This is a genomic window from Pandoraea pnomenusa (assembly GCF_000767615.3).
Lineage (GTDB): Bacteria > Pseudomonadota > Gammaproteobacteria > Burkholderiales > Burkholderiaceae > Pandoraea > Pandoraea pnomenusa.
This window is the reverse complement of sequence record NZ_CP009553.3, coordinates 4,826,883-4,846,753: the sequence shown is the minus strand read 5'-3', so window position 1 is coordinate 4,846,753 and position 19,871 is coordinate 4,826,883. Positions and strand designations below refer to the sequence as shown.

The 19,871-nt window shown below is 65.2% G+C and carries 20 protein-coding genes; 8 read left to right on the top strand and 12 right to left on the bottom strand.

Going from position 1 to position 19,871, the window contains the following annotated elements; translation table 11 throughout:
• Nucleotides 1-47 precede the first annotated feature (47 nt).
• Entirely contained in the window at nucleotides 48-1,985 is a 1,938-nt protein-coding gene (locus LV28_RS45670) for a tetratricopeptide repeat protein (RefSeq protein WP_025249902.1), read from the bottom strand.
• A 79-nt stretch (nucleotides 1,986-2,064) separates the two neighbouring features.
• Here LV28_RS45670 and mutM point away from each other — a divergent pair, with 79 nt between their 5' ends.
• Together mutM and mutY are read left to right on the top strand one after the other, a co-directional pair.
• On the top strand, nucleotides 2,065-2,895 hold the full coding sequence (mutM, locus tag LV28_RS45665) for a bifunctional DNA-formamidopyrimidine glycosylase/DNA-(apurinic or apyrimidinic site) lyase (RefSeq protein ID WP_023597768.1): 831 nt from the start codon (nucleotides 2,065-2,067) through the stop codon (nucleotides 2,893-2,895).
• Nucleotides 2,896-2,954: 59 nt separating this feature from the next.
• Complete coding sequence (mutY, locus tag LV28_RS45660; protein WP_038619640.1) at nucleotides 2,955-4,124, top strand: A/G-specific adenine glycosylase; 1,170 nt, start codon at nucleotides 2,955-2,957, stop codon at nucleotides 4,122-4,124.
• Between the two features lie 33 nt (nucleotides 4,125-4,157).
• On the opposite strand, the gene rapZ is transcribed toward mutY, so the two are convergent.
• The 11 genes from rapZ to LV28_RS45605 all read right to left on the bottom strand — a co-directional run bounded on the left by rapZ (nucleotide 4,158) and on the right by LV28_RS45605 (nucleotide 13,265).
• Nucleotides 4,158-5,030 (bottom strand): RNase adapter RapZ, encoded by an 873-nt coding sequence (gene rapZ / locus LV28_RS45655; RefSeq protein ID WP_023872989.1) that lies wholly within the window; start codon nucleotides 5,028-5,030, stop codon nucleotides 4,158-4,160.
• 180 nt (nucleotides 5,031-5,210) lie between these two features.
• Nucleotides 5,211-5,537, bottom strand: a complete 327-nt coding sequence (locus tag LV28_RS45650) for a PsiF family protein (protein ID WP_023597765.1) — start codon at nucleotides 5,535-5,537, stop codon at nucleotides 5,211-5,213.
• Between the two features lie 153 nt (nucleotides 5,538-5,690).
• The gene (hprK, locus tag LV28_RS45645) at nucleotides 5,691-6,656 is read right to left on the bottom strand and encodes an HPr(Ser) kinase/phosphatase (protein ID WP_023597764.1); all 966 of its coding nucleotides are present in this window, start codon (nucleotides 6,654-6,656) and stop codon (nucleotides 5,691-5,693) included.
• A gap of 99 nt (nucleotides 6,657-6,755) precedes the next feature.
• Entirely contained in the window at nucleotides 6,756-7,211 is a 456-nt protein-coding gene (gene ptsN / locus LV28_RS45640; RefSeq protein ID WP_023597763.1) for a PTS IIA-like nitrogen regulatory protein PtsN, read from the bottom strand.
• A gap of 236 nt (nucleotides 7,212-7,447) precedes the next feature.
• Nucleotides 7,448-7,801, bottom strand: coding sequence for a ribosome hibernation-promoting factor, HPF/YfiA family (gene hpf, locus LV28_RS45635; RefSeq protein WP_023597762.1), 354 nt, complete (start codon nucleotides 7,799-7,801; stop codon nucleotides 7,448-7,450).
• Nucleotides 7,802-7,937: 136 nt separating this feature from the next.
• On the bottom strand, nucleotides 7,938-9,425 hold the full coding sequence (locus LV28_RS45630; RefSeq protein WP_023597761.1) for an RNA polymerase factor sigma-54: 1,488 nt from the start codon (nucleotides 9,423-9,425) through the stop codon (nucleotides 7,938-7,940).
• A 94-nt stretch (nucleotides 9,426-9,519) separates the two neighbouring features.
• Nucleotides 9,520-10,290, bottom strand: coding sequence for an LPS export ABC transporter ATP-binding protein (gene lptB, locus LV28_RS45625; protein WP_028731000.1), 771 nt, complete (start codon nucleotides 10,288-10,290; stop codon nucleotides 9,520-9,522).
• Between the two features lie 22 nt (nucleotides 10,291-10,312).
• Entirely contained in the window at nucleotides 10,313-11,011 is a 699-nt protein-coding gene (gene lptA / locus LV28_RS45620) for a lipopolysaccharide transport periplasmic protein LptA (RefSeq protein WP_023597759.1), read from the bottom strand.
• A complete protein-coding gene (gene lptC / locus LV28_RS45615; protein ID WP_023597758.1) occupies nucleotides 11,008-11,667 on the bottom strand; it encodes an LPS export ABC transporter periplasmic protein LptC in 660 nt (219 codons plus the stop codon). The genes lptA and lptC overlap by 4 nt, the downstream gene beginning before the upstream one ends.
• Nucleotides 11,668-11,691: 24 nt before the next feature.
• Nucleotides 11,692-12,177: a KdsC family phosphatase gene (locus tag LV28_RS45610; protein WP_048806815.1), complete on the bottom strand. Its 486-nt coding sequence runs from the start codon at nucleotides 12,175-12,177 to the stop codon at nucleotides 11,692-11,694.
• Between the two features lie 107 nt (nucleotides 12,178-12,284).
• Nucleotides 12,285-13,265, bottom strand: coding sequence for a KpsF/GutQ family sugar-phosphate isomerase (locus LV28_RS45605; RefSeq protein ID WP_023597756.1), 981 nt, complete (start codon nucleotides 13,263-13,265; stop codon nucleotides 12,285-12,287).
• A gap of 190 nt (nucleotides 13,266-13,455) precedes the next feature.
• Here LV28_RS45605 and LV28_RS45600 point away from each other — a divergent pair, with 190 nt between their 5' ends.
• The 6 genes from LV28_RS45600 (at nucleotide 13,456) to phnD (ending at nucleotide 19,862) form a co-directional block, all read left to right on the top strand.
• Nucleotides 13,456-15,453, top strand: coding sequence for a monovalent cation:proton antiporter family protein (locus LV28_RS45600; RefSeq protein WP_038619645.1), 1,998 nt, complete (start codon nucleotides 13,456-13,458; stop codon nucleotides 15,451-15,453).
• A gap of 117 nt (nucleotides 15,454-15,570) precedes the next feature.
• Nucleotides 15,571-16,122, top strand: coding sequence for an adenine phosphoribosyltransferase (locus LV28_RS45595; RefSeq protein ID WP_023597754.1), 552 nt, complete (start codon nucleotides 15,571-15,573; stop codon nucleotides 16,120-16,122).
• 69 nt (nucleotides 16,123-16,191) lie between these two features.
• Nucleotides 16,192-16,806: a LysE family translocator gene (locus LV28_RS45590; protein WP_038619648.1), complete on the top strand. Its 615-nt coding sequence runs from the start codon at nucleotides 16,192-16,194 to the stop codon at nucleotides 16,804-16,806.
• Between the two features lie 65 nt (nucleotides 16,807-16,871).
• Complete coding sequence (locus LV28_RS45585; protein ID WP_023597752.1) at nucleotides 16,872-17,627, top strand: DeoR/GlpR family DNA-binding transcription regulator; 756 nt, start codon at nucleotides 16,872-16,874, stop codon at nucleotides 17,625-17,627.
• Between the two features lie 374 nt (nucleotides 17,628-18,001).
• The gene (gene phnC / locus LV28_RS45580) at nucleotides 18,002-18,877 is read left to right on the top strand and encodes a phosphonate ABC transporter ATP-binding protein (RefSeq protein WP_023597751.1); all 876 of its coding nucleotides are present in this window, start codon (nucleotides 18,002-18,004) and stop codon (nucleotides 18,875-18,877) included.
• Nucleotides 18,878-18,893: 16 nt separating this feature from the next.
• Nucleotides 18,894-19,862, top strand: a complete 969-nt coding sequence (gene phnD / locus LV28_RS45575; RefSeq protein ID WP_023597750.1) for a phosphonate ABC transporter substrate-binding protein — start codon at nucleotides 18,894-18,896, stop codon at nucleotides 19,860-19,862.
• Nucleotides 19,863-19,871: the final 9 nt, after the last annotated feature.

The window sequence follows — 19,871 nt, the reverse complement described above, 5'->3', positions numbered from 1 at the left end:
TTGCACCAACCCCTTCGTCAAACCATGCATCCGTCGTACCTGATCCATTACGGTGCCACGTTGTAGCGCTTCATCGTCGAGCGCAGCGTGTCGTCGTCGCCGTCAAGCTTGAGCGCTTCACGCCATGTCTTGCGCGCTTCGTCCTGCTGGCCCGTTTCCCACAGCACCTCGCCGAGGTGCGCGCCGATTTCCGCTTGCGCCTGAATGCCGTAAGCGCGACGCAGCAGTTCGAGCGCCTGCTGCTTGTCGCCGAGGCGATACTTCAACCAGCCCAGGCTGTCCATGATGTACGGATCCTCGGGCGCGAGCGCCGATGCCTTCTGCAGCAGCTTGAGGGCTTCAGGCAGACGCGTATTGCGCTCCGTGAGCGAGTAGCCGAGCGCGTTGTAGGCCTGCGCGTTATCCGGTTGCGCCGTCATGACACGGCGCATCGCCTTTTCCATGACGTCGTAGTGCTTGTTGAGTTCGGCCACCATGCCGTACTGATACAGCAGGTCCGCGTCGTCCGGATGGTTTTTCACTTCGACGGACAGCAGCTTCTCGGCGTCGTCGTAGCGCTTGGCCTTGACGAGCAGATCCGACTCGGCGCGCTTGAGCGCGAGCTGCTCACGCGGGTCGCTCGACTTGATACCGTGCAGCAGCGCACGGCCTTCGTCGACCCTGCCCTGGTCGGCGAGCAATTGCGCGCGTCCGATTTGCGCGGGCAGATACGCGTTGCTGTCCTCGCGAATCTTCGAGAGCCATTTGTCGGCGGCCGGGTAGTCCTTGCGATCCTGCGCGATCTGCGCCAGATAGATGTAGGCTTGCGCGCCGTCGGTGTTCTGCGCTTCGGCTTCGCTGGCGTACTTCTGCAGATATTGCTCGGCGATCTCCGGATGCTTGGCGTGCAGATTGAGCAACGCGAGCGCCATGAGCGTCGAGAGTTCATGCGGATAACGCTTCTCCAGCGTCTCGAACTGCTTCTGCGCGGCGTCGAGCTGGTTGTCCGCGAGCAGGAGTTTGGCGTAGGCGAAGCGCGCTTCTTTCGCGTTGGGGTTGCGATCGAGGAAGGCCTTCAGTCCGGCGATCGCGCTGGTGCGCTCGGCGGGGCCCATCTGACCGTACAGCAGCGCGGCGGCTTCATAGTCGGGCTTGAGCTTGAGGGCGGCTTCGAGCGACGCGCGGGCGCCGGCGGTGTCGCCTGCGTCGAGCTGCGAGCGGGCGATGGCGAGTTGCGCCTCGGGGCGCTGCATGTCGTTGGCCAGCATGCGCTTGAGCGACTCGATGCCCGTGGCGCGTTCCGGACTGCGAGCGATCATCTGCTGGAGTTCGAGAATGGCCTGGCCGCGGCGTGCTTCGGGCACCTTGTTCAATTCGTCGACGAGCAGGGGCTCGGCTTCCGCGAGATGGCCGGTGCCGACCTCGAGGCTCGCGAGCAACTGCGTGCCCGGACGCCACGTCGGATCGAGCTGGTGCCACAGCCGGGCCGCGACGAGTGCGTCGCCAAGCTGGCGCGCGCCGAGCGCGATCTCCACGGCGCGGCGTGCCATGCGCGGGTCCTTCGTGCGATTGGCCAGGGCGATGTAGGTATTGAAGGCCGGCGCGAGGTTGCCTTGCTGCAGGCTCAGCTCCGCGGCCATCACTTCGAAGACGATCTCGCTGGTCAACGTGACGTTCGGGAGCTTTTCATGCGGCACGCTCGCATTCGGCGGCACGTCCTCGCTGTCGGCATCGGTCCTGGCATCGCCGGCCGCGCCCGCGCCGTTGGCCTTGCCCGGCGCGACGGCCGGTGCGGCAGGGGCTTTCGGCGCCGATTGTGCGGCGGGGCCGCTCTGGGCGAAAGCGCTCGTCGACGGCAGGAACGCCATGACGGCGCTCGCGCAGCCCACGCCAAGCGCCGCCGCGCCGGCCCAGGCCCCGCGTGCCAGGGCGCCGCGCAGGCGCAAAACCACAGGTGCCGCCGGGTTGGCAACGGCGGAATCGGACTGGAATCGGGTGTTCGGCATAGGGATCCACGGCAGGTTTCGAGCGATTGTAGCGCGCCCGATACAATAGAGTCTAAATCCTCAGCAAACGTTCGCAGGCATGCCTGAACTCCCAGAAGTCGAAGTCACCCGCCGCGGTATCGCGCCGCATGTGGCGGGCACGCGTGTCGCACGCATCGACGTGCGCAACGCCTCGCTGCGCTGGCCGGTACCCGACGGGCTGGACGCACGCCTGCGCGGCGAGACGCTCATTGGCGTGACCCGTCGCGGCAAGTACCTGCTGCTTGAATATGCGCCCGGATGGCTGCTCGTGCATTTGGGCATGACCGGGACGTTGCGTGTCATGCCCGAGCCGCACGCATTGCCAGCGGCCGGCGTGCACGACCACATCGATCTGGTCTTCGAGCACTGTGCACTGCGTTATCGCGACCCCCGGCGCTTCGGCGCCGTGCTGTTTCATCCGCGCGCCTCGGGCGATGTGCTTCTGCACCCGCTGCTCGCCAGTCTGGGAGTCGAGCCGCTTACCGACGCTTTCGATGGCGCCTGGCTGCATGCCGGCACGCGCGGGCGAACGGTCTCCATCAAGCAGGCGCTGCTCGCGGGCAGCATCGTGGTGGGTGTGGGCAACATCTACGCTTCGGAGAGCCTGTTTCGCGCGCGCATTCATCCGCGCATGCCGGCGGGCAAGCTCACGCGCCCGCGCGCCGGGAAACTCGCCGCGGCCGTCAAGGAAGTGCTCGCCGCCGCCATCGAGAAGGGCGGCAGTACCTTGCGGGACTTCGTCGGCAGCGACGGCAAAAGCGGCTATTTCCAGCAGGAATATTTCGTCTACGATCGCGCCGGCCTGCCGTGCCGGGTGTGCGGCACGCCGATCCGGCAGATCGTGCAGGGGCAGCGCTCCACGTTCTTCTGCCCCCATTGCCAGAAATAGCGCAGCGCGCGGCGCGCGGCGCCCTACGCACGATATCCGACATTCCCCCCGAATCGCTTATGACAGAATCCCCCGAAAACGCAGGCACCGACGCGCTGGCGGCCACGTTTGCCGAGCGCCTGATCGCGTGGCAGGCCGAGCACGGGCGTCACGACCTGCCGTGGCAGAACACCCGCGACGCCTATCGCATCTGGCTCTCGGAGATCATGCTCCAGCAGACGCAGGTCGCCACCGTCATTCCGTATTACACGAAATTTCTTGAACGCTTTCCCGACGTGACGGCATTGGCCAATGCGCCGCAGGACGACGTCATGGCGCTGTGGAGCGGGCTTGGCTACTACTCGCGGGCGCGCAATCTGCATCGTTGCGCCCAGGTCGTGGTGGCCGAGCACGGGGCCCGCTTCCCGTCCGATCCGCAGGTCCTCGCCGCGTTGCCGGGCATTGGTCGTTCGACGGCCGCCGCCATCGCGGCGTTTGCGTATGACGCGCACGCGGCCATTCTCGATGGCAACGTCAAACGCGTGCTCGCAAGAGTGTTTGGCATCGAAGGATTTCCCGGCACGCCGAAGATCGAGCGCGAGATGTGGGCGCTGGCCGAGTCGCTGCTGCCCCAACGGGATCTGCCGGCCTATACGCAGGGGATGATGGATCTCGGCGCGACGCTTTGCGGGCGGGGCAAGCCGCGTTGCGGAGAGTGTCCGTTCGACGGCGATTGCGTGGCGCACGCCACGGGCCGCGAGCGCACGTTGCCGACGGCCAAGCCGAAGAAGGCGCAGCCGCAGCGCTATGTCGATGTGCTCGTCGTTCGTGCGGCCGACCGCGTGCTGTTCGAGCGGCGTCCGGACAGCGGCATCTGGGGCGGACTGTGGAGTCTGCCGGAACTCACGCCGCCGACGGATGCCTGCGCACCGGACGATGCCGCCTTGCGCGCGCGCCTGACGGCGCTTGCCGTGACACTTGCCCAGGGCGCGGAGAACGGCCTGGGCGCGCAGGAAGTGGCGCCGTCGATCGTGCCGCTGCGGGGGCTGACGCACGTTTTCACGCACTTCAAGCTATTCCTGCGGCCGTGGCTCGTGACGCTGCCATCAGCGTCGGCAGCCGGTTCGCGTCACGCGTGGCTCGACGCGCCGGGCATGGCCGCCGCCGGCTTGCCGTCGCCGATTCGCAAGATCGCCGACGCGCTCTCGCTCACCGTGCAGGACGACGGCCAACTACGGTTGCCTGCGTGAATCCCTGCGCGTCCCGACAATATCGCCAGGCCCTCAGGCCGACTCGCCAGGCGTGAGTTCGCGATGCCGCACCAGCACGCTCGCTTCGGTGCGGAAGCGCTCGCCGAGTGTCTCGGCGATGAACACGGAGCGGTGCTGGCCGCCGGTGCAGCCGATGGCCACCGTCAGATAGCTGCGGTTATCGCGCATGTAGCTCGGGAGCCACTTCTGCAGATAATTGCCGATATCGTTGATCATCTCGTCGACTTCGGGAATCGCCGAGAGAAAGTCGATCACGGGCTGATCGCGGCCGGTAAGCGGGCGCAATTGCGAGTCGTAATACGGATTGGGTAGCGAACGGACATCGAACACGAGGTCGGCGTCGAGCGGCACGCCGTGCTTGAAGCCAAAGGACTCGAACATCAGCGTGAGTCCGGTGTGATCGTGCTGCACGAATTCGCGAATCCAGCGGCGCAGGGCGCTTGCGCGCAAATTGCTCGTGTCGATCTGGTGACCGAGTTCGGTCACGCTGTTGAGCATTTCGCGCTCTTTCTCGATCGCCTCGACGAGCGAGCCGTTGGCCGAAACGGTATCGTCCCCGCCCACCGACAGTGGATGGCGGCGACGCGTCTCGGAATAGCGCTGCACCAGCGTTTGCGTGTTGGCGTTCAGGAACAGTACGCGCACGTCGTGGCCGAAGCGGCGCAGCCCGCCGATGATCGGCGGAAGATCGGCGAGGGCGCCGCCGCTGCGCGCGTCGATGGCAACGGCCAGGCGTGTGTAGTTCTGTGTTTCGAGGTACTCGGCGAGTTCAGGCAGGAAGCGTGACGGCAGATTGTCGACACAGTAGTAGCCCGCGTCTTCGAGGACATTCAGCGCGAGCGACTTGCCGGAGCCCGAAACGCCAGTAATCAATACGATCTTCATGACATTTCCCGGATACAACCCTCATGGTAAGCGATTGTGTCTTACGGGTGTCGAGCAGCGGAACGCGATAATGTTCCGCACACGTCGCGCTTTGTCGCGCGAATTCGCGCCAGTTCAACAAAAACGGCGCCGCAAGGGGCGCCGTCTGGCGGAAATCGCTGGGTCCTGGATCTCGGCGGATCAGCCTGCCGGCTTGTTCGACAGGCACGACTTCATGAACGCCTTGCGCTCGTCGCCTTTCTTGTCGCCGGCCTGGGCGTTGCACGCCTTCATCTTTTCCTGCTGCGTCTGCTTGGCTGCCGGGGCCGGCTTGTTCGACAGGCACGACTTCATGAACGCCTTGCGCTCATCGCCCTTCTTGTCGCCGGCCTGGGCATTGCAGGCGCTCATCTTGCTTTGTTGCGAGTTGGACGCCTTGGGCGCGGGGGCCGGCGCGGCCGTCTGGGCAAACACGGGCGATGCGAGCAGCGGGGATACCAGGAGCAATGCAGCAAGTGCTTTCTTCATGATCGTCTCTCCATAAGGTCGACACGCACGGGGATGGGCCGCGTGGCGATTACAACATGAAAGAAAACGCGCCGCAATCGCGCGGCGTTGACAGAAAATCGCAAAAATTGCGGTAAACCCGGGGAAAAAGGGGACGACGACGCGTCGCGCCGCTCAGAGAAGCTTGCCCTGCATCCCGTCCGGGTCCTGCATGGCCTGGCGCTGGCGCTCCATGAAGTCCTTGAGCGTATCGATGCCGCGCAATTGCAGAATCGTGTTGCGCACGGCGGCTTCCACGAGCACGGCAAGGTTTCGCCCGGCGGCCACTTGCAGAATGACCTTGTTGATCGGCAGCCCCAGCACGTCGACCGTCTGCGCCTCGAGCGGCAGGCGCTGGAATTCGCCGTCGGGGCGGCGCACCAGTTGCACGATCAGCTTGAGCTTCATCTTCCGGCGCACGGCCGTTTCGCCGAAGATCGTCTTGATGTCGAGCAGGCCCAGACCGCGCACTTCGAGCAGGTTCTGCAACAAGGGCGGACAGCGGCCTTCCACGAAGTCCGGGCCGAGACGTACGAAATCGACGGCATCGTCGGCCACCAGCCCGTGACCCCGGCTGATCAGTTCCAGGCCGAGCTCGCTCTTGCCCAGGCCGGAGTCGCCGGTCAGCAGCACCCCCATGCCCAGAATGTCGATAAATACGCCGTGCATCGTGCATCGCGGGGCGAACACGCGCGAAATGTACAGCCGCAGGCTGTCGATGACAGCTGCCGTCGACATCGGTGTGGTGAACAGCGGGGTCGAGGAACGGGTGCAGCGCAGCACCAGGTCGGGCGGCGCTTCGAGGCCGTCCGCGACCACCAGGAACGGCGGTTCCAGGGCGATGACTTCGCCCATGTGACGTTTGCGGTTCTCGTCGGTCAGGCGCTGGTAATAGCGCAGTTCGGCCTCGCCAAGCACCTGGATCCGGTTCGGGTGAATGAGGTTCAGGTGACCCACGAGGTCCGCGCTGGAGGTTGCGGTAGCCACGCTTTCAGGCGTGAAACCGCGCTCCCATCCCTCATGGCCGGTCAGCCACGACAGGCGCAGCGTGGCTGCGTTGTCGTCGAATATGCTCTGCGCGTTGATGCCGGTCAGTTCCACCGCGTCGCCTCGTTCGGTTGGGTGTGGGAGCTACGGAATTCGTCAGTCTTTGCGGCGATACCCGTGAATATCGGCGGAAATCGGCGAGCCCCCGCGGGCTCAGGGCTGCCAGTTCGCGAGCGCGGCGTGAATGACTTCGGCGTCGGGCGCCGTGGTCAATGTCTCGCGCATCGAGCGATCGGAGAGCAACTGGGCAATTTCGGACAGAATCTCGAGATGTTGCTGGGTCGCCTGTTCCGGAACCAGCAGGAAGAACAGCAGGGAGACGGGCTGGCCGTCGGGCGCTTCGAAGGGAATCGGGTCGGCCAGGCGCACGAAGGCGGCCATCGGATGTTTCAGACCCTTGATCCGGCCGTGCGGAATCGCCACGCCTTCCCCCAGCCCGGTCGAGCCCAGACGCTCGCGCGCAAACAGATTGTCGGTGACAAGCGCGCGCGTGAGCCCGGCATTGCTCTCGAAGAGCAGCCCGGCTTGCTCGAAGACGCGCTTCTTGCTGGTGACGGACAGTCCAAGCAGGATGTTGGACGCAGGTAAGAGTTTGACTAAACGATTCATCTTGTAATGCGGGCGAACGCGTAGTCGCCCTCCAACCCCCGATTGACCTCGCATTATAGACCACCCGTCGCTGCGCCCGCGCCAACGCGCGGAACTCGTCGGGACCATACAAAAGGGGCCGTTCAACGGCCCCGCGGTGGGTGATGCCAGACTTATGACAGACGTGGGTTCGCGCGTGAGGTTCCGTGCGGCTTCGCGTCAGTGTCGGTCAATGCGACGACCTCTCCCGGATGGACTTATTGCAGCGGTTCCGCCTCTGGAGGTTGCTGGTGCTTGAGTGCCTCGCGGCCGTGATCCTGAACCTTGTCCTTGTATTGCATTACCTTGCGGTCGAGCATATCGATCAGCTTGTCGATGGCGGCGTACATATTCTCGTCACACTTCTCGACGAAAATCTCCTTACCCTTGAGATACACCGTGATGCTGGCGATCTGGCGCCCGGTCTTCTCCTTGGTCTTGTCGACAGAGAGGATCACCTCGGCGCCGATGAGCTGATCGAAGTGCCTCAACACGCGTTCGAGCTTGTTGACGACGAATTCGCGCAGCGACGGCGTGAGTTCGAGATGATGTCCACTGATCTTCAGATTCATAGCTGCTCTCCTTGCTGAAATGCCGAAGTGCAGGCCGCGTCACGAGCGACGCCGGCTGACGAGAGCCATTGGCGTGACGCAATGTCGCACTGCGGCGTAATGCCCCAGCGAGCCAACATGGCGCACTAGGACCGTACTACAAAGATTTGCGCAAGTTGACTGCGGGGATTCGCATGGCCTCGCGGTACTTCGCGACAGTGCGCCGCGCCACCACGAACCCTTGCTCTGCCAGCAGTTCCGCGATACGGCTGTCGGAAAGGGGGCTCTGCGGGTCTTCTGCTCCTATGAGTTGCTTGATGAGTGCGCGGATGGCCGTCGATGACGCTGCGCCGCCCGCCTCCGTGGCCACGTGCGAACCAAAGAAGTACTTGAGCTCGAAAGTCCCGAATGGAGTGAGCATGTACTTACTGGTTGTCACCCGTGAAATCGTGGATTCATGTAAACCCAGCGTATCAGCAATCTCGCGTAAAACCAAGGGCCGCATGCCGATTTCGCCGTGCGTGAAGAAGTTCTTCTGACGCTCGACGATCGCCTGTGCGACACGCAGGATCGTGTCGAACCGTTGCTGGATGTTCTTGATCAGCCAGCGGGCTTCCTGGAGCTGTTGCTGCAGATTGCCGGTGCCCGGATCGTTGCGGTTGTTTCGCAGAATTCGCGCGTACATCTCATTGATGCGCAGCCGCGGCATGACCTCGGGGTTGAGTTCGGCGATCCAGTTGCTGCCCTGCTTGCGCACCAGCACGTCGGGCACCACGTAATCGGCCTGCGGCGAGCCGTAGGCCGCGCCGGGGAAAGGGTCGAGCGAGCGAATCAGGTGATGCGCCGCGCGCAGGCTGTCTTCGCTCACGCCGAGCAGGCGACGCAAACGCGTGTAATCGCGCGCGGCGAGCAGTTCCAGGTGATCCGAGACGATGCGCAGCGAGAGCGTGCGCACATTGCTCGGCGGCAGGCGCTGCAACTGAAGGCGCAGGCATTCGGACGGCGTACGGGCACCCACACCGGCCGGATCGAAGCTCTGCAGGAGCGCGAGCGCCGCGTTGATCTCCTCGGTCTCGAGCGCCAGCTCTTCAGGCATATCCGCCTGGATTTCGTCGAGCATGGTGCCGAGGTAGCCGTCTTCGTCGAGCGATTCGATCAGGAATTCGACAAGCGCGCGATCGCGCGGCCCCGCCTTGGTCAGGCGCAGCTGCGCGAGCAGGTGTTCGCGAAGGTTGGGGTGATCGACGTGCAACTGCGGGCGCGCGTTGTCGTCGTCGTCCGAGGCGCTGCCCGAACGGGCGAAATCGTTAAGACTCCAATCGCTGCCGCTGTCCTGGTTGCTGTCGTCGAAGCGGGTCTGGCCGTCGAGCTCGCGGGTTTCGTCATGGCCGTTGGCGGACTCATGGCCCTCGCTGGCGCTGCTCGCCGACGTGCTGCGCTCGTTGCGAAGCGACCCGTCCGTGCCGACACGTACCGAGCCCGCGAGCCAGTCGTCCTCGCGCTCGAGCATCGGGTTCTGGGTGAGGGCGTGCTCGACTTCCTGCTGAAGTTCGAGCGTCGACAGTTGCAACAACCGGATGGATTGCTGCAACTGCGGCGTGAGGGTCAGGTGCTGCGAGGTGCGGAGTTGAAGAGTCGGTTTCATAGCGTGTCTCGCCTTCATTGTAGAGGCTTTGTCACGCCAGCGGAACCGGCCCGGCGCCCTATCGGAGGCAGGGTTTACATGCGAAAAATTTGCTTTACATCCGGAAATTCTCGCCCAGATAGACGCGCCGGACGCTCTCGTCGGCCACGATCTGGTCGGGGGTGCCCGCGGCGAGCACCGAGCCTTCGCTGATGATGTAGGCGTGATCGCAGATGCCGAGCGTTTCCCGCACGTTGTGGTCGGTGATGAGGACACCGATGCCCCGATCTTTCAGAAAACGCACGATTCGCTGGATTTCCAGCACGGCGATCGGATCGACGCCGGCAAACGGCTCGTCGAGCAGGATGAAGCGCGGTTGCGTCGCCAGCGCCCGGGCGATTTCCACGCGGCGGCGCTCGCCGCCGGAGAGCGACATGGCCGGATTCTCGCGCAGATGGCTCACCTGGAGCTCGTCGAGCAGGGCTTCGATGCGTCGCTCGATCTCGTCGCGCTTGAGCGGCTTGCCCTGGGCGTCGACCTGCAGTTCGAGCACGGCGCGAATATTGTCCTCGACCGTGAGCTTGCGAAACACCGATGCTTCCTGCGGCAGGTACGAGACGCCCATGCGGGCGCGTTCGTGAATCGGCAATTCGCTGATCAGGTTGCCGTCGAGCTGGATTTCGCCGTCGTCGGCGGGCACGAGTCCCACGATCATGTAGAACGAGGTCGTCTTGCCGGCACCATTGGGGCCGAGCAATCCCACGACCTCGCCGCTTTTCACGTCCAGCGACACGTCCTTCACGACGGTGCGCGCGCCGTATTGCTTCTTGAGCGAGCGCACGACGAGCGCGCTCGGCTTGCCCGACGGCCCGGCGCCCGGGTTGATGGTCGAGGCGTTGTTGGCAGAATTACTCACGCGGATTCCCGATGCTTTTGGAGGGAGACAGCGGCGGCAGATCGCCCTTGGGTGCTGCGGCCGGCTTGCTGCCCGGGCCGCCGGCCGCGGGTGCGGCACCCGTCGCATTGCGCGGCGCGAGCGTGGCGCGTACACGGCCGTTCGGATTGTTGGCGTTGACCTGGTCGGCCCCGCTGTTCGCGGTATAGACCTCGTTGTACGTGTCGTAAGTGATCACGCTGCCATGGATTTCGTCGAGCACGCGCGTGCCGCCGGCCAGGCGCTTGAGCGTGGCCTGCGTGGTGAGCGTGGCGACTTCCGTCTTGCCGTTGTAGTAGATCGTCTGGCCCCAGCCGTCGATGTACTCGTCGAGGCCATCGCGCTTCTGGCGCATGTAGGCGAGGGGGCCGCCCGGCTTGTAGTAGGCCGTGGCGTACTGGTAGCCCTCCGGATCCTGGGTCACTTCGACGCGATCGGCCTTGAGGAGGATGGTCCCCTTGGTCATCGTCACGTTGCCCGTGAAGATGTTGACCTGCTTGAGGTCGTCGTAGCTCATGTGATCCGACTCGATGTTGAGCGGCTTGTCGCGGTCGGCGCGTTCGGCATGGGCGAGCGGCGACGCCAGGGCGCCGAGCACGGCGAAGGCGGCGGCCAGCGCGCGCAGGGCACGCAGCGAAAGGGATGCGGGTCGCGGATTGCGGCGATCGGTCATGGGGTCTTGGAGCCCTGTTTGGTCTGGGATGGCGCGCCGGGCGTGGCGGGCGGTGCCGGGGACTTGTTGCCCAGTTCCGCCGGCTGGATCGTGCCGTGCACGTTGCCGAGCAATTGTACGGCGCGCGTGATGTTATTGAAAATCATGCCATCGCCGTACATCACGGACATCCCGCGATACAGCTGGACGGGTTTTTCCGTGCGGACGATGTCTTCGTTCACCAGCACCTGGAAATGTTCCGAGAGTGCGCGCATTTCCGGGTCGCGCGGGCCGGCCTGGCGCACCACGACGGCGTCGTCGTACAGGTCCACCACCGACATGTCGGCATTGAGCGTGCCGCGCTTGCTGGTGGCCGTCACTTCCGGCTGATCCGGGGTGAACGCGCGCACGGCGGGCATCGTCATCGCGGTGGTCTGGTCGTCTTCGAAGTGCGTCATGTGAACGGCGTTGACGCGATATTGCGTCATGCCGCTTGCCGAGAGCATGGAGATCACCATGTCGTCGGCATAGTAATCGGGAATGTGCTGTTTGACGTACGGCGCGCGATCGGCGTCCGAGGGCAGCGTGCGCTGCACCAGCCAGTACGTGCCGGCGGCAAGTCCGGCGAGCACGGCAATTGCGATCAGCGAAGCGGGCGAGACGCGTTGCATGGCCATGGGGGGATGGGCTCCTTCGGCGCGTCAGGCGAGGGCTTCGGCGAGCAGGGCGTCGTAACGCCCCTGCGCGCGCAGGACGAAGTCGCACAGTTCGCGCACGGCGCCGTCGCCGCCGCGCGTGGCGGCGATCCAGTGGCTGCGCGCTTTCACTTCCGCATGTGCGTTGGCCGGGCAGGCAGCGAAGCCCACGCGCGTGAGCACCGGCAGGTCCGGCCAGTCGTCGCCGATGTGGCCGCAGACGTCGGCCGTCACGGACAATTTGCCGCACAGGTCCTCGAACGCCTCGCGCTTGTCGCGCACGCCCTGGTAGACGTGTTCGACACGCAGGTCCGAGGCGCGTTTGGCAACGATGTCGGACTGGCGACCGGTGATGATGGCGGTGACGATGCCGGCTTCGGCCAGCAGCTTCATGCCATGGCCGTCGAGCGAGTCGAAGGTCTTGATGAGTTCGCCGGCCGGGCCGTAGCGCAGGCCGCCGTCGGTGAGTACACCGTCGACGTCGAACACCATCACGCGCACGCGGGCGGCGCGCCGGACGGCGGCGGCCTCGTCGAATGCGGCGAATGGCGCGAGTGGGGCGGTACTGGCGGTACTGGGTCGATTCATGGGCAACGGACTCACACGACCTTGGCGGCGAACAGATCGTGGACGTTCAGCGCACCGGCGAGGCGGCCGTTCTCGGTCACGAGCAACTGCGTGATGCCGAAGCGCTCCATGAGCTCGGCGGCTTCCGCGGCGAGCTGATCCGGCCCGATGGTACGCGGGTCGGCCTTCATGACGTCGGCGAGCTTGAGCGTGCTGAAGTCGAGCGTGCGCTTGAACAGGCGGCGCAGGTCGCCGTCGGTGAAGATGCCCACGACGCGATCGTCGGCATCGACGATGGCCGTCATGCCGAGACCCTTGGCGGTCATCTCGAGCAGGGCTTCGGACAGGCTTGCGTCGGCGCGCACGCTCGGAATGCGCTCGCCGGTGCGCATGACGTCGCGCACGAAAGTGAGCAGGCGCCGCCCGAGGGCGCCGCCCGGATGCGAGCGGGCGAAATCTTCGGCGCCGAAGCCGCGGGCGTCGAGGAGCGTCACGGCCAGGGCGTCGCCGAGCGCGAGCGCGGCGGTGGTGCTGGCCGTGGGCGCCAGGCCCAGCGGGCAGGCTTCGCGGTCCACGTGCGCGTCGAGGTGGACGTCGGACAGACGGCCGAGGCTCGACGCGGCGTTGCCGGTCATGGCGATGAGCTTTGCGCCGAGGCGCTTTATCATCGGAAGAATACTGACGAGTTCTCCCGTTTCGCCGGAGTTCGACAGGGCGACGACGACGTCGTCGGCCGTGATCATGCCCAAATCGCCGTGGCTGGCTTCGGCGGGGTGAACGAAAAAGGCGGGCGTGCCAGTGCTGGCGAACGTGGCGGCCAGTTTGCGGCCGATGTGCCCCGATTTGCCCATGCCCGTCACGACGACGCGACCGCGACACGCGAGCAGCAGCGAAACCGCTTCGAAGAAGCTGTCGTCGAGGTGCGAAGAGACTCGTTCGATGGCGTCGGCTTCGGTGCGCAACACCTCCCGGGCGACCTCGAGTGCCCGGTCTGGATTGATTTTCGCTATCATGCGCGGAGTATATCAAAATGGACGCCGCGCCGAGGACAGCCGCACCACGCCTGGGCTTGCGCGATTCGGGAGACGTCCCGAACCGTTCCGGTTTCTGCCTCGATCCTGCCGTCCGGGTGCAATCTGGCACGGCGCTTGCATGAGAAGTGCCGCGCGCCTTCCAACTGACTCAGGAAACCGACCCCAGCCGATGGCTTCGCCTCTCGAACTCACTCTTGTCCTGCTGTTCGCCGCCTGCATCGGGGTGGTGCTGTTCCGCATGCTCCATCTGCCGCCGATGCTCGGTTATCTGAGTGTCGGCATCGTGATCGGCCCGCACGCGCTCGGTGTGGCGGCCGACTCGCAGCGCGTGCAGTACCTCGCCGAGTTCGGCGTCGTCTTCCTGATGTTTTCCATCGGCATCGAATTCTCGCTACCCAAGCTCAAGAGCATGCGCCGGGTGGTGCTCGGACTGGGGGTGTCCCAGGTGCTGGGCACGCTGCTCGTGGCGGTGGGCCTGGGCGCGATCGTCAATCTGTTCTGGTCGTTCTCGTGGCAGGCGTCGGTGGCGCTGGGCGGTGCGCTGGCGATGTCGTCGACGGCGATCGTCACCAAGATGCTCGCCGAGCGGCTGGAGCTGGAAACGGAGCATGGCCGCAACATCATGGGTGTGCTGCTGTTCCAGGATCTGGCGGTGGTGCCGCTGCTCATCGTGATCTCGGCGCTTGGCGGCAACTCGAAGGCGCTCGTGCTTGCGCTGACACTCGCGGCGCTAAAGATCACCGGGGCCCTTGCGCTGTTGCTGTGGGTCGGACAGAAGCTGGTGGGGCGCTGGTTTCACATCGTGGCCGCGCGGCGCTCGCAAGAGCTCTTCATGCTCAATCTGCTGCTGCTCACGCTCGGTCTGGCGTACGTCACCGAACATCTGGGCCTGTCGATGGCGCTGGGCGCATTCATCGCCGGCATGCTGATTGCCGAGACGCCGTTCCGGCATCAGGTGGAAGACGACATCAAGCCGTTTCGCGACGTGCTGCTCGGTCTGTTCTTCATCACCACGGGCATGTTGCTCGATCCGGCCATCCTGCTGAAGCAGCCATTGCTCGTGCTGTTGTTCTTCGTTGGCCCGCTGGTCGTCAAATTCACGCTCATCGCTGGCCTGGCGCGTCTGTTCGGCAGCTCGCCCGGCACGGCGATCCGCACGGGGCTCGGTCTCGCGCAGGCGGGCGAATTCGGTTTCGTGCTGCTCAATCTGGTGATCGATCGGCACTTGCTCGATGCGTCGCTCTCGCAGGCGGTGCTCGCGGGCATGCTGCTGTCGATGTTGTGCGCGCCGTTTCTCATCATCAACGCTGACCGCATCGCGCTGCGTTTCGTCGCCAACGAATGGATGATGCAGTCGTTGCAGATGACGAAGATCGCCACGCAGAGCATCAAGACGTCGGGGCACGTGATCATCTGCGGCTACGGCCGGTGCGGCCAGAACCTCGCGCGCATGCTCGAACAGGAGGGCATCGGCTACGTGGCGCTCGATCTCGACCCCGACCGCGTGATGGAGGCGGCCCGTTCCGGCGAGACCGTCGTGTTCGGTGACGCTGCCCGGCGCGAGGCGCTCGTTGCCGCAGGCATTCACCGCGCCGCGGGCATTGTGGTGACGTACGACAGCACCCCGGCGGCGTTGAAGGTGCTCGCGCAGGTGCAGGCGCTGGAGCCCACGCTGCCCGTGGTCGTGCGCACGGTCGATGAAACGCACATCGACGACCTGATCGCGGCGGGCGCCACGGAAGTCGTGCCCGAGATCGTGGAGGGCAGCCTGATGCTCGCGTCGCACGCCCTCGTGCTCCTGGGCGTGCCGATGCGCCGCGTGTTGCGTCGCGTGGCGCAGGCGCGCAACGAGCGTTACAGCTTGCTGCGCGGCTATTTCCACGGCCTCGACGACGAGGACGAGGGGGGCGAGCGCGAGCAGGTCCGGCTGCAGTCCGTACCGCTACCGCTCAATGCCGACGCCGTGGGCCGCACGCTGGGCGAGCTTCGTCTCGACCGGCTGGGCGTGACGGTCACGGCCATCCGGCGCCACGGCATTCGCGGCGTGGAGCCTGTGTCGGAGACTCGCCTGATGGCCGAGGACATCGTGGTGCTGCGGGGGTTGCCCGAGAAACTCGTGGCCGCGCAGGAGCGTTTGTTGGGCCGCGACGGCGAGCGGCGGCGCTGAGGCGGCGCGGGCGGGCGTCCCGTGGGCGCCGCATGGCGAACCGACCGTCACGGGACCGTCGGGTCCTTTTTGGCATAATGTGGCATGTTCCCCGTCAGTCCCCCACCAAGGATCCCCGTGCAGATCGACGAGTCCCCTGCCGCCTATATCAAGAGCCAGATTCGCACCGTGCCCGACTGGCCCGCGCCCGGCGTGCAATTCCGCGACATTACGCCGTTGCTCAAGAACCCGCGTACGTTGCGCGTGCTCATCGACGTGTTCGTGCATCGCTACATGGCGCAGCGCCCCGATTACATCGCCGGCCTCGATGCGCGCGGCTTCATCCTCGGATCGATCCTGGCCTACGAGCTGAACATCGGCTTCATCCCCATCCGCAAGAAGGGCAAGCTGCCCTATCAGACCGTGGCCGAAGAATATGAACTGGAGTACGGCAGCGCGACGGTCGAGATTCATGCCGACGCCTGCGGGCCGGGCGATCGCGTGCTGCTCATCGACGATCTGGTCGCGACCGGCGGCACGATGCTTGCGGGCAAGAAGCTGCTCGAGCGTCTCGGCGCGACGGTCATCGAAGGCGCGGCGATCGTCGACCTGCCCGAGCTGGGAGGGTCGCGCCTGATTCGCGATGCCGGCCTGCCGCTGTTCCTGTTGTGTTCGTTCGAGGGCCACTGAGGCGGCCTTCCCGCTTCGCCTGCTGAACCTGACTGCGCCCACCCCGCCAACTACGCCCCGGATCTTCCGATGCCCAATCTCTGGCTGTTTCTGCTGACCTCGGTGGCGATCACGCTCGCGCCGGGCCCGGACAACATGCAGGTCATCGCGCGAGGGATTGCGCAGGGCCGTCGTGCCGGCCTGGCGGCCGCTGCGGGGTTCACATTCGGCTGCCTGTTTCACACGACCGTCGCGGCCGTGGGGTTGGCTGCCGTGCTGCGCTCGTCGCCGTGGGCATTCGAGGCGATCAAGCTCGCGGGGGCGGCCTATCTCGTCTGGATCGGCATCAAGGCACTGCGTGCGCGCGGCGCCATGACCCTGGCCGGCGGCGCGGCCCCGCAGCCGCTCGGCGCGGTGTTTCGCCAAAGCGTGTTCGCGAACATGCTCAATCCGAAGGTCACCCTGTTTTTCCTCGTCTTCCTGCCACAGTTCGTGAGCGCCGACGCGGCGCATCCCGGCTGGCAGATGCTGATGCTGGGTCTCGTGTTCATGGCGCAGACCATCGTCGTCTTCAGCGCATATGGCTGGTTCGCCGGGGTGCTGGGCGGGTGGCTCAAGCGTCGCCCGGGCACGGGGCGCTGGCTCGATCGTGTGGCCGGGGCCATCTTCATCGGCCTGGGGCTGCGCGTCGCGTTGCAGGGATAGCGGGGTCCCGACCCGTCGTCCGTCACGCCATCAAGATTTCGTAGTCCAACCGACATTGCCCGATCATGCTTGCCGAACAACGCCAACAATACGTGCTCGAACAACTTGCCAGGACCGGAGCGCTCGCGATCAGCGACCTCGTGCGCGAGTTGGGTGTCTCGCGAGAGACCGTGCGGCGCGACCTCAATACGCTGGCCGCCCGCGGGCTGTTGCTCATGACGCACGGTGGCGCGCTGGCCGCTGATCGCAGCGAGCCGGACTGGACACTGCGCGAGAACGTCAATGCGGTGGGCAAGCGGGCCATCGGCGTGCGTGCGGCGGAACTGGTGCCCGACGGCGCCTCGGTCATCATCGATTACGGCACGACCACGCGCGCGGTGGCGCAGGCGCTGCTCTCCAAGCATCGGCTGCGCGTCTACACGAACGACTGGCAGATCGCCCGGCTCCTCGGGCGTCACCATGACAACCGCGTGACGCTGCTCGGCGGCGAGCTGCAGGACAATGAAGACGCCGTGCAGGGCTGGGACGCCATCAACCAGATCGCGCAGTATCACGCCGATTTCGCCTTCATCGGGGTAGGCGGCGTGACCGAAGATGGCGGCATCACCGACTTCAATCGTGCGGCGGCCGAATTGCGTGCGCGCATGTTGCTATGTGCGAACGTCGCCGCCGTGGTGGCGGATCACACGAAGTTCGGGCGCGTCACGCCGGTACGGATTCGCCACTTCGAGGCCGCGCGCTATCTCATCAGCGACGCCGCGCCTCACAAGAGCATGCTCGCGCAATTGCGCGCCCGCGGCCCGGAGCTGCTGATCGCCTGATGCGCGCAGCGTGTGGAGCGACCCGGTCGCGGCATCGCTCGTCGCCTGGAAGAACGTGTAGACAAAATCGCTCCTCGACGCACCGGATGTCGGCGCAGCCGTGCGTCCGACGCGACTGTGACGCCCGTGAGGCAGCCCTTCCCATGCGCCTGCAAGCGCTCCCAAATCATTGACCTGATAAGGGTTTTCGACGTCCACGAAAAAGCTGGTCGATTGTCACCGTGGTGTCATCGACGCTTTTTAGACTGCGTTCACTTTTGGCACAAATTGCCACAAAACAGCTAGTCGGAGGCGCTGGGGATGCATCCCTTCGGGGGGCGTGCATTCCACACGGGGCGCACTGCCCGGCAGGCGAACTGAATGACAGGTGAACCGTGGACGAAGCGATTCGAATCGAGCGACTGACCAAGACTTTCGGAAGCGGCCGACGCGCGCTCGACGAGGTGGCGCTCAAAGTCATGCCGGGCGAGATGATTGCCCTCATCGGCGCCTCGGGCTCGGGCAAGTCGACGCTGATGCGTCACATTGCCGGCTTCGTCGCTGCCGACCCGCAGCCGGGCTGTATCGAAGTCCTGGGACGCCCCATCCAGCGGGATGGCCGCATCGTGCGCGAAGTGCGCCAGATCCGTCGCGACATCGGCTTCGTGTTCCAGCAGTTCAACCTTGTGGGGCGTCTGCCGGTGATCACCAACGTGCTCACCGGGCTGCTTGCCCGCGTGCCGCTGTGGCGCAGCCTGCTGTTCCGTTTCACGTCGGCCGAGCGTCAGGCGGCGATCGCGGCGCTGGCTGAAGTGGGCATCGCCGATCTGGCATTTCAGCGGGCGAGCACGCTCTCCGGCGGCCAGCAGCAACGTGCGGCGCTGGCGCGCACGCTGGTGCAGGGCGCGAAGGTCATTCTTGCCGACGAGCCGATCGCCTCGCTCGACCCCGAGTCCGCGCGCAAGGTCATGGACATGCTCGCGCGCATGAACCGCGATCACAAGTTGACGGTCGTCGTCTCGCTGCACCAGGTGGATGTGGCCATGCGCTATTGCGTGCGCACCGTGGCGCTGCATCAGGGGCGCGTGGTGTACGACGGTCCGTCCGCGGCACTCACGCCCGACCTGCTGCGCCGCCTCTACGGCGTGCAGGCGGGCGAGCTGCTCAACGAATCCGCCGATAGCCCGGAAAGCACGGGCGTCGGCACGCACGCCGAGCCTGCCGACGAGCAGGCGCCCTTTCTCACTTCGATGTCCCTAAGCCTGAACTGACCAGGAGCTTGCTCTCATGAAACTGTGGAAAACCCTGCTGGCCGGCGCGGCCATGATCGCCTCGGTAGCGGCGGCACACGCGCAGGAAATCAACTTCGGCATTATCTCGACGGACTCCAGCGCGGCGTTGCGCCAGCGCTGGCAGCCGCTGATCGACGATATGGAGAAGCAAACGGGTCTGAAGGTGACGCCGTTCTTCGCGACGGACTACGCCGGCGTGATCGAAGGCATGCGCTTCAACAAGGTGCAGCTCGCATGGATGGGCAACAAGGGCGCAATGGAGGCCGTGGACCGCTCGCAGGGCGAAGTCTTCGCGAAGATCCAGTACGCCGACGGCACCGAAGGCTACTACTCGCTGCTGATCTCGAACGCGTCGAGCCCGTACAAGACGCTCGACGACGTGATCAGGAACGGCAAGAAGATCAACTTCGGCCTGGGCGATCCGACCTCGACGTCGGGCACGCTGGTGCCGGGTTATTACGTGTTCGCCAAGAACAACATCGACCCGCGCACGTACTTCAAGACCGCACGCAGCTCGAACCATGGCGCGAACCTCATGGCCGTGATCAACAATCAGGTCGACGTGGCCACGAACAATACCGAAGAGCTCAACAAGCTCGAAGCCACGCAGCCGGAGAAGGCCAAGCTGGTGCACGTGATCTGGAAGTCGCCGCTGATCCCGTCGGACCCGCTGCTGTGGCGCAAGGACCTGCCGGACGCGACCAAGAAGAAGATTCGTGACTTCTTCCTCGCCTACGGCAAGGATGCGCACGAGAAGGAAGTGCTCAAGAACATCTACAACTACGGCGGTTTCCGCGCGTCGTCCGATGCCCAACTCCTGCCGATCCGCCAGCTCGAGCTTTTCAAGCAGAGAACGCAGCTCGAAGCCGATACGAGCGTGGACGCGGCGAAGAAGAAGGCGCAACTGGCCGACATCGACAGCAAGCTTGCTGCGCTCGATCAGCAAATCGCCAAGACGAAGTAAGTCATACGA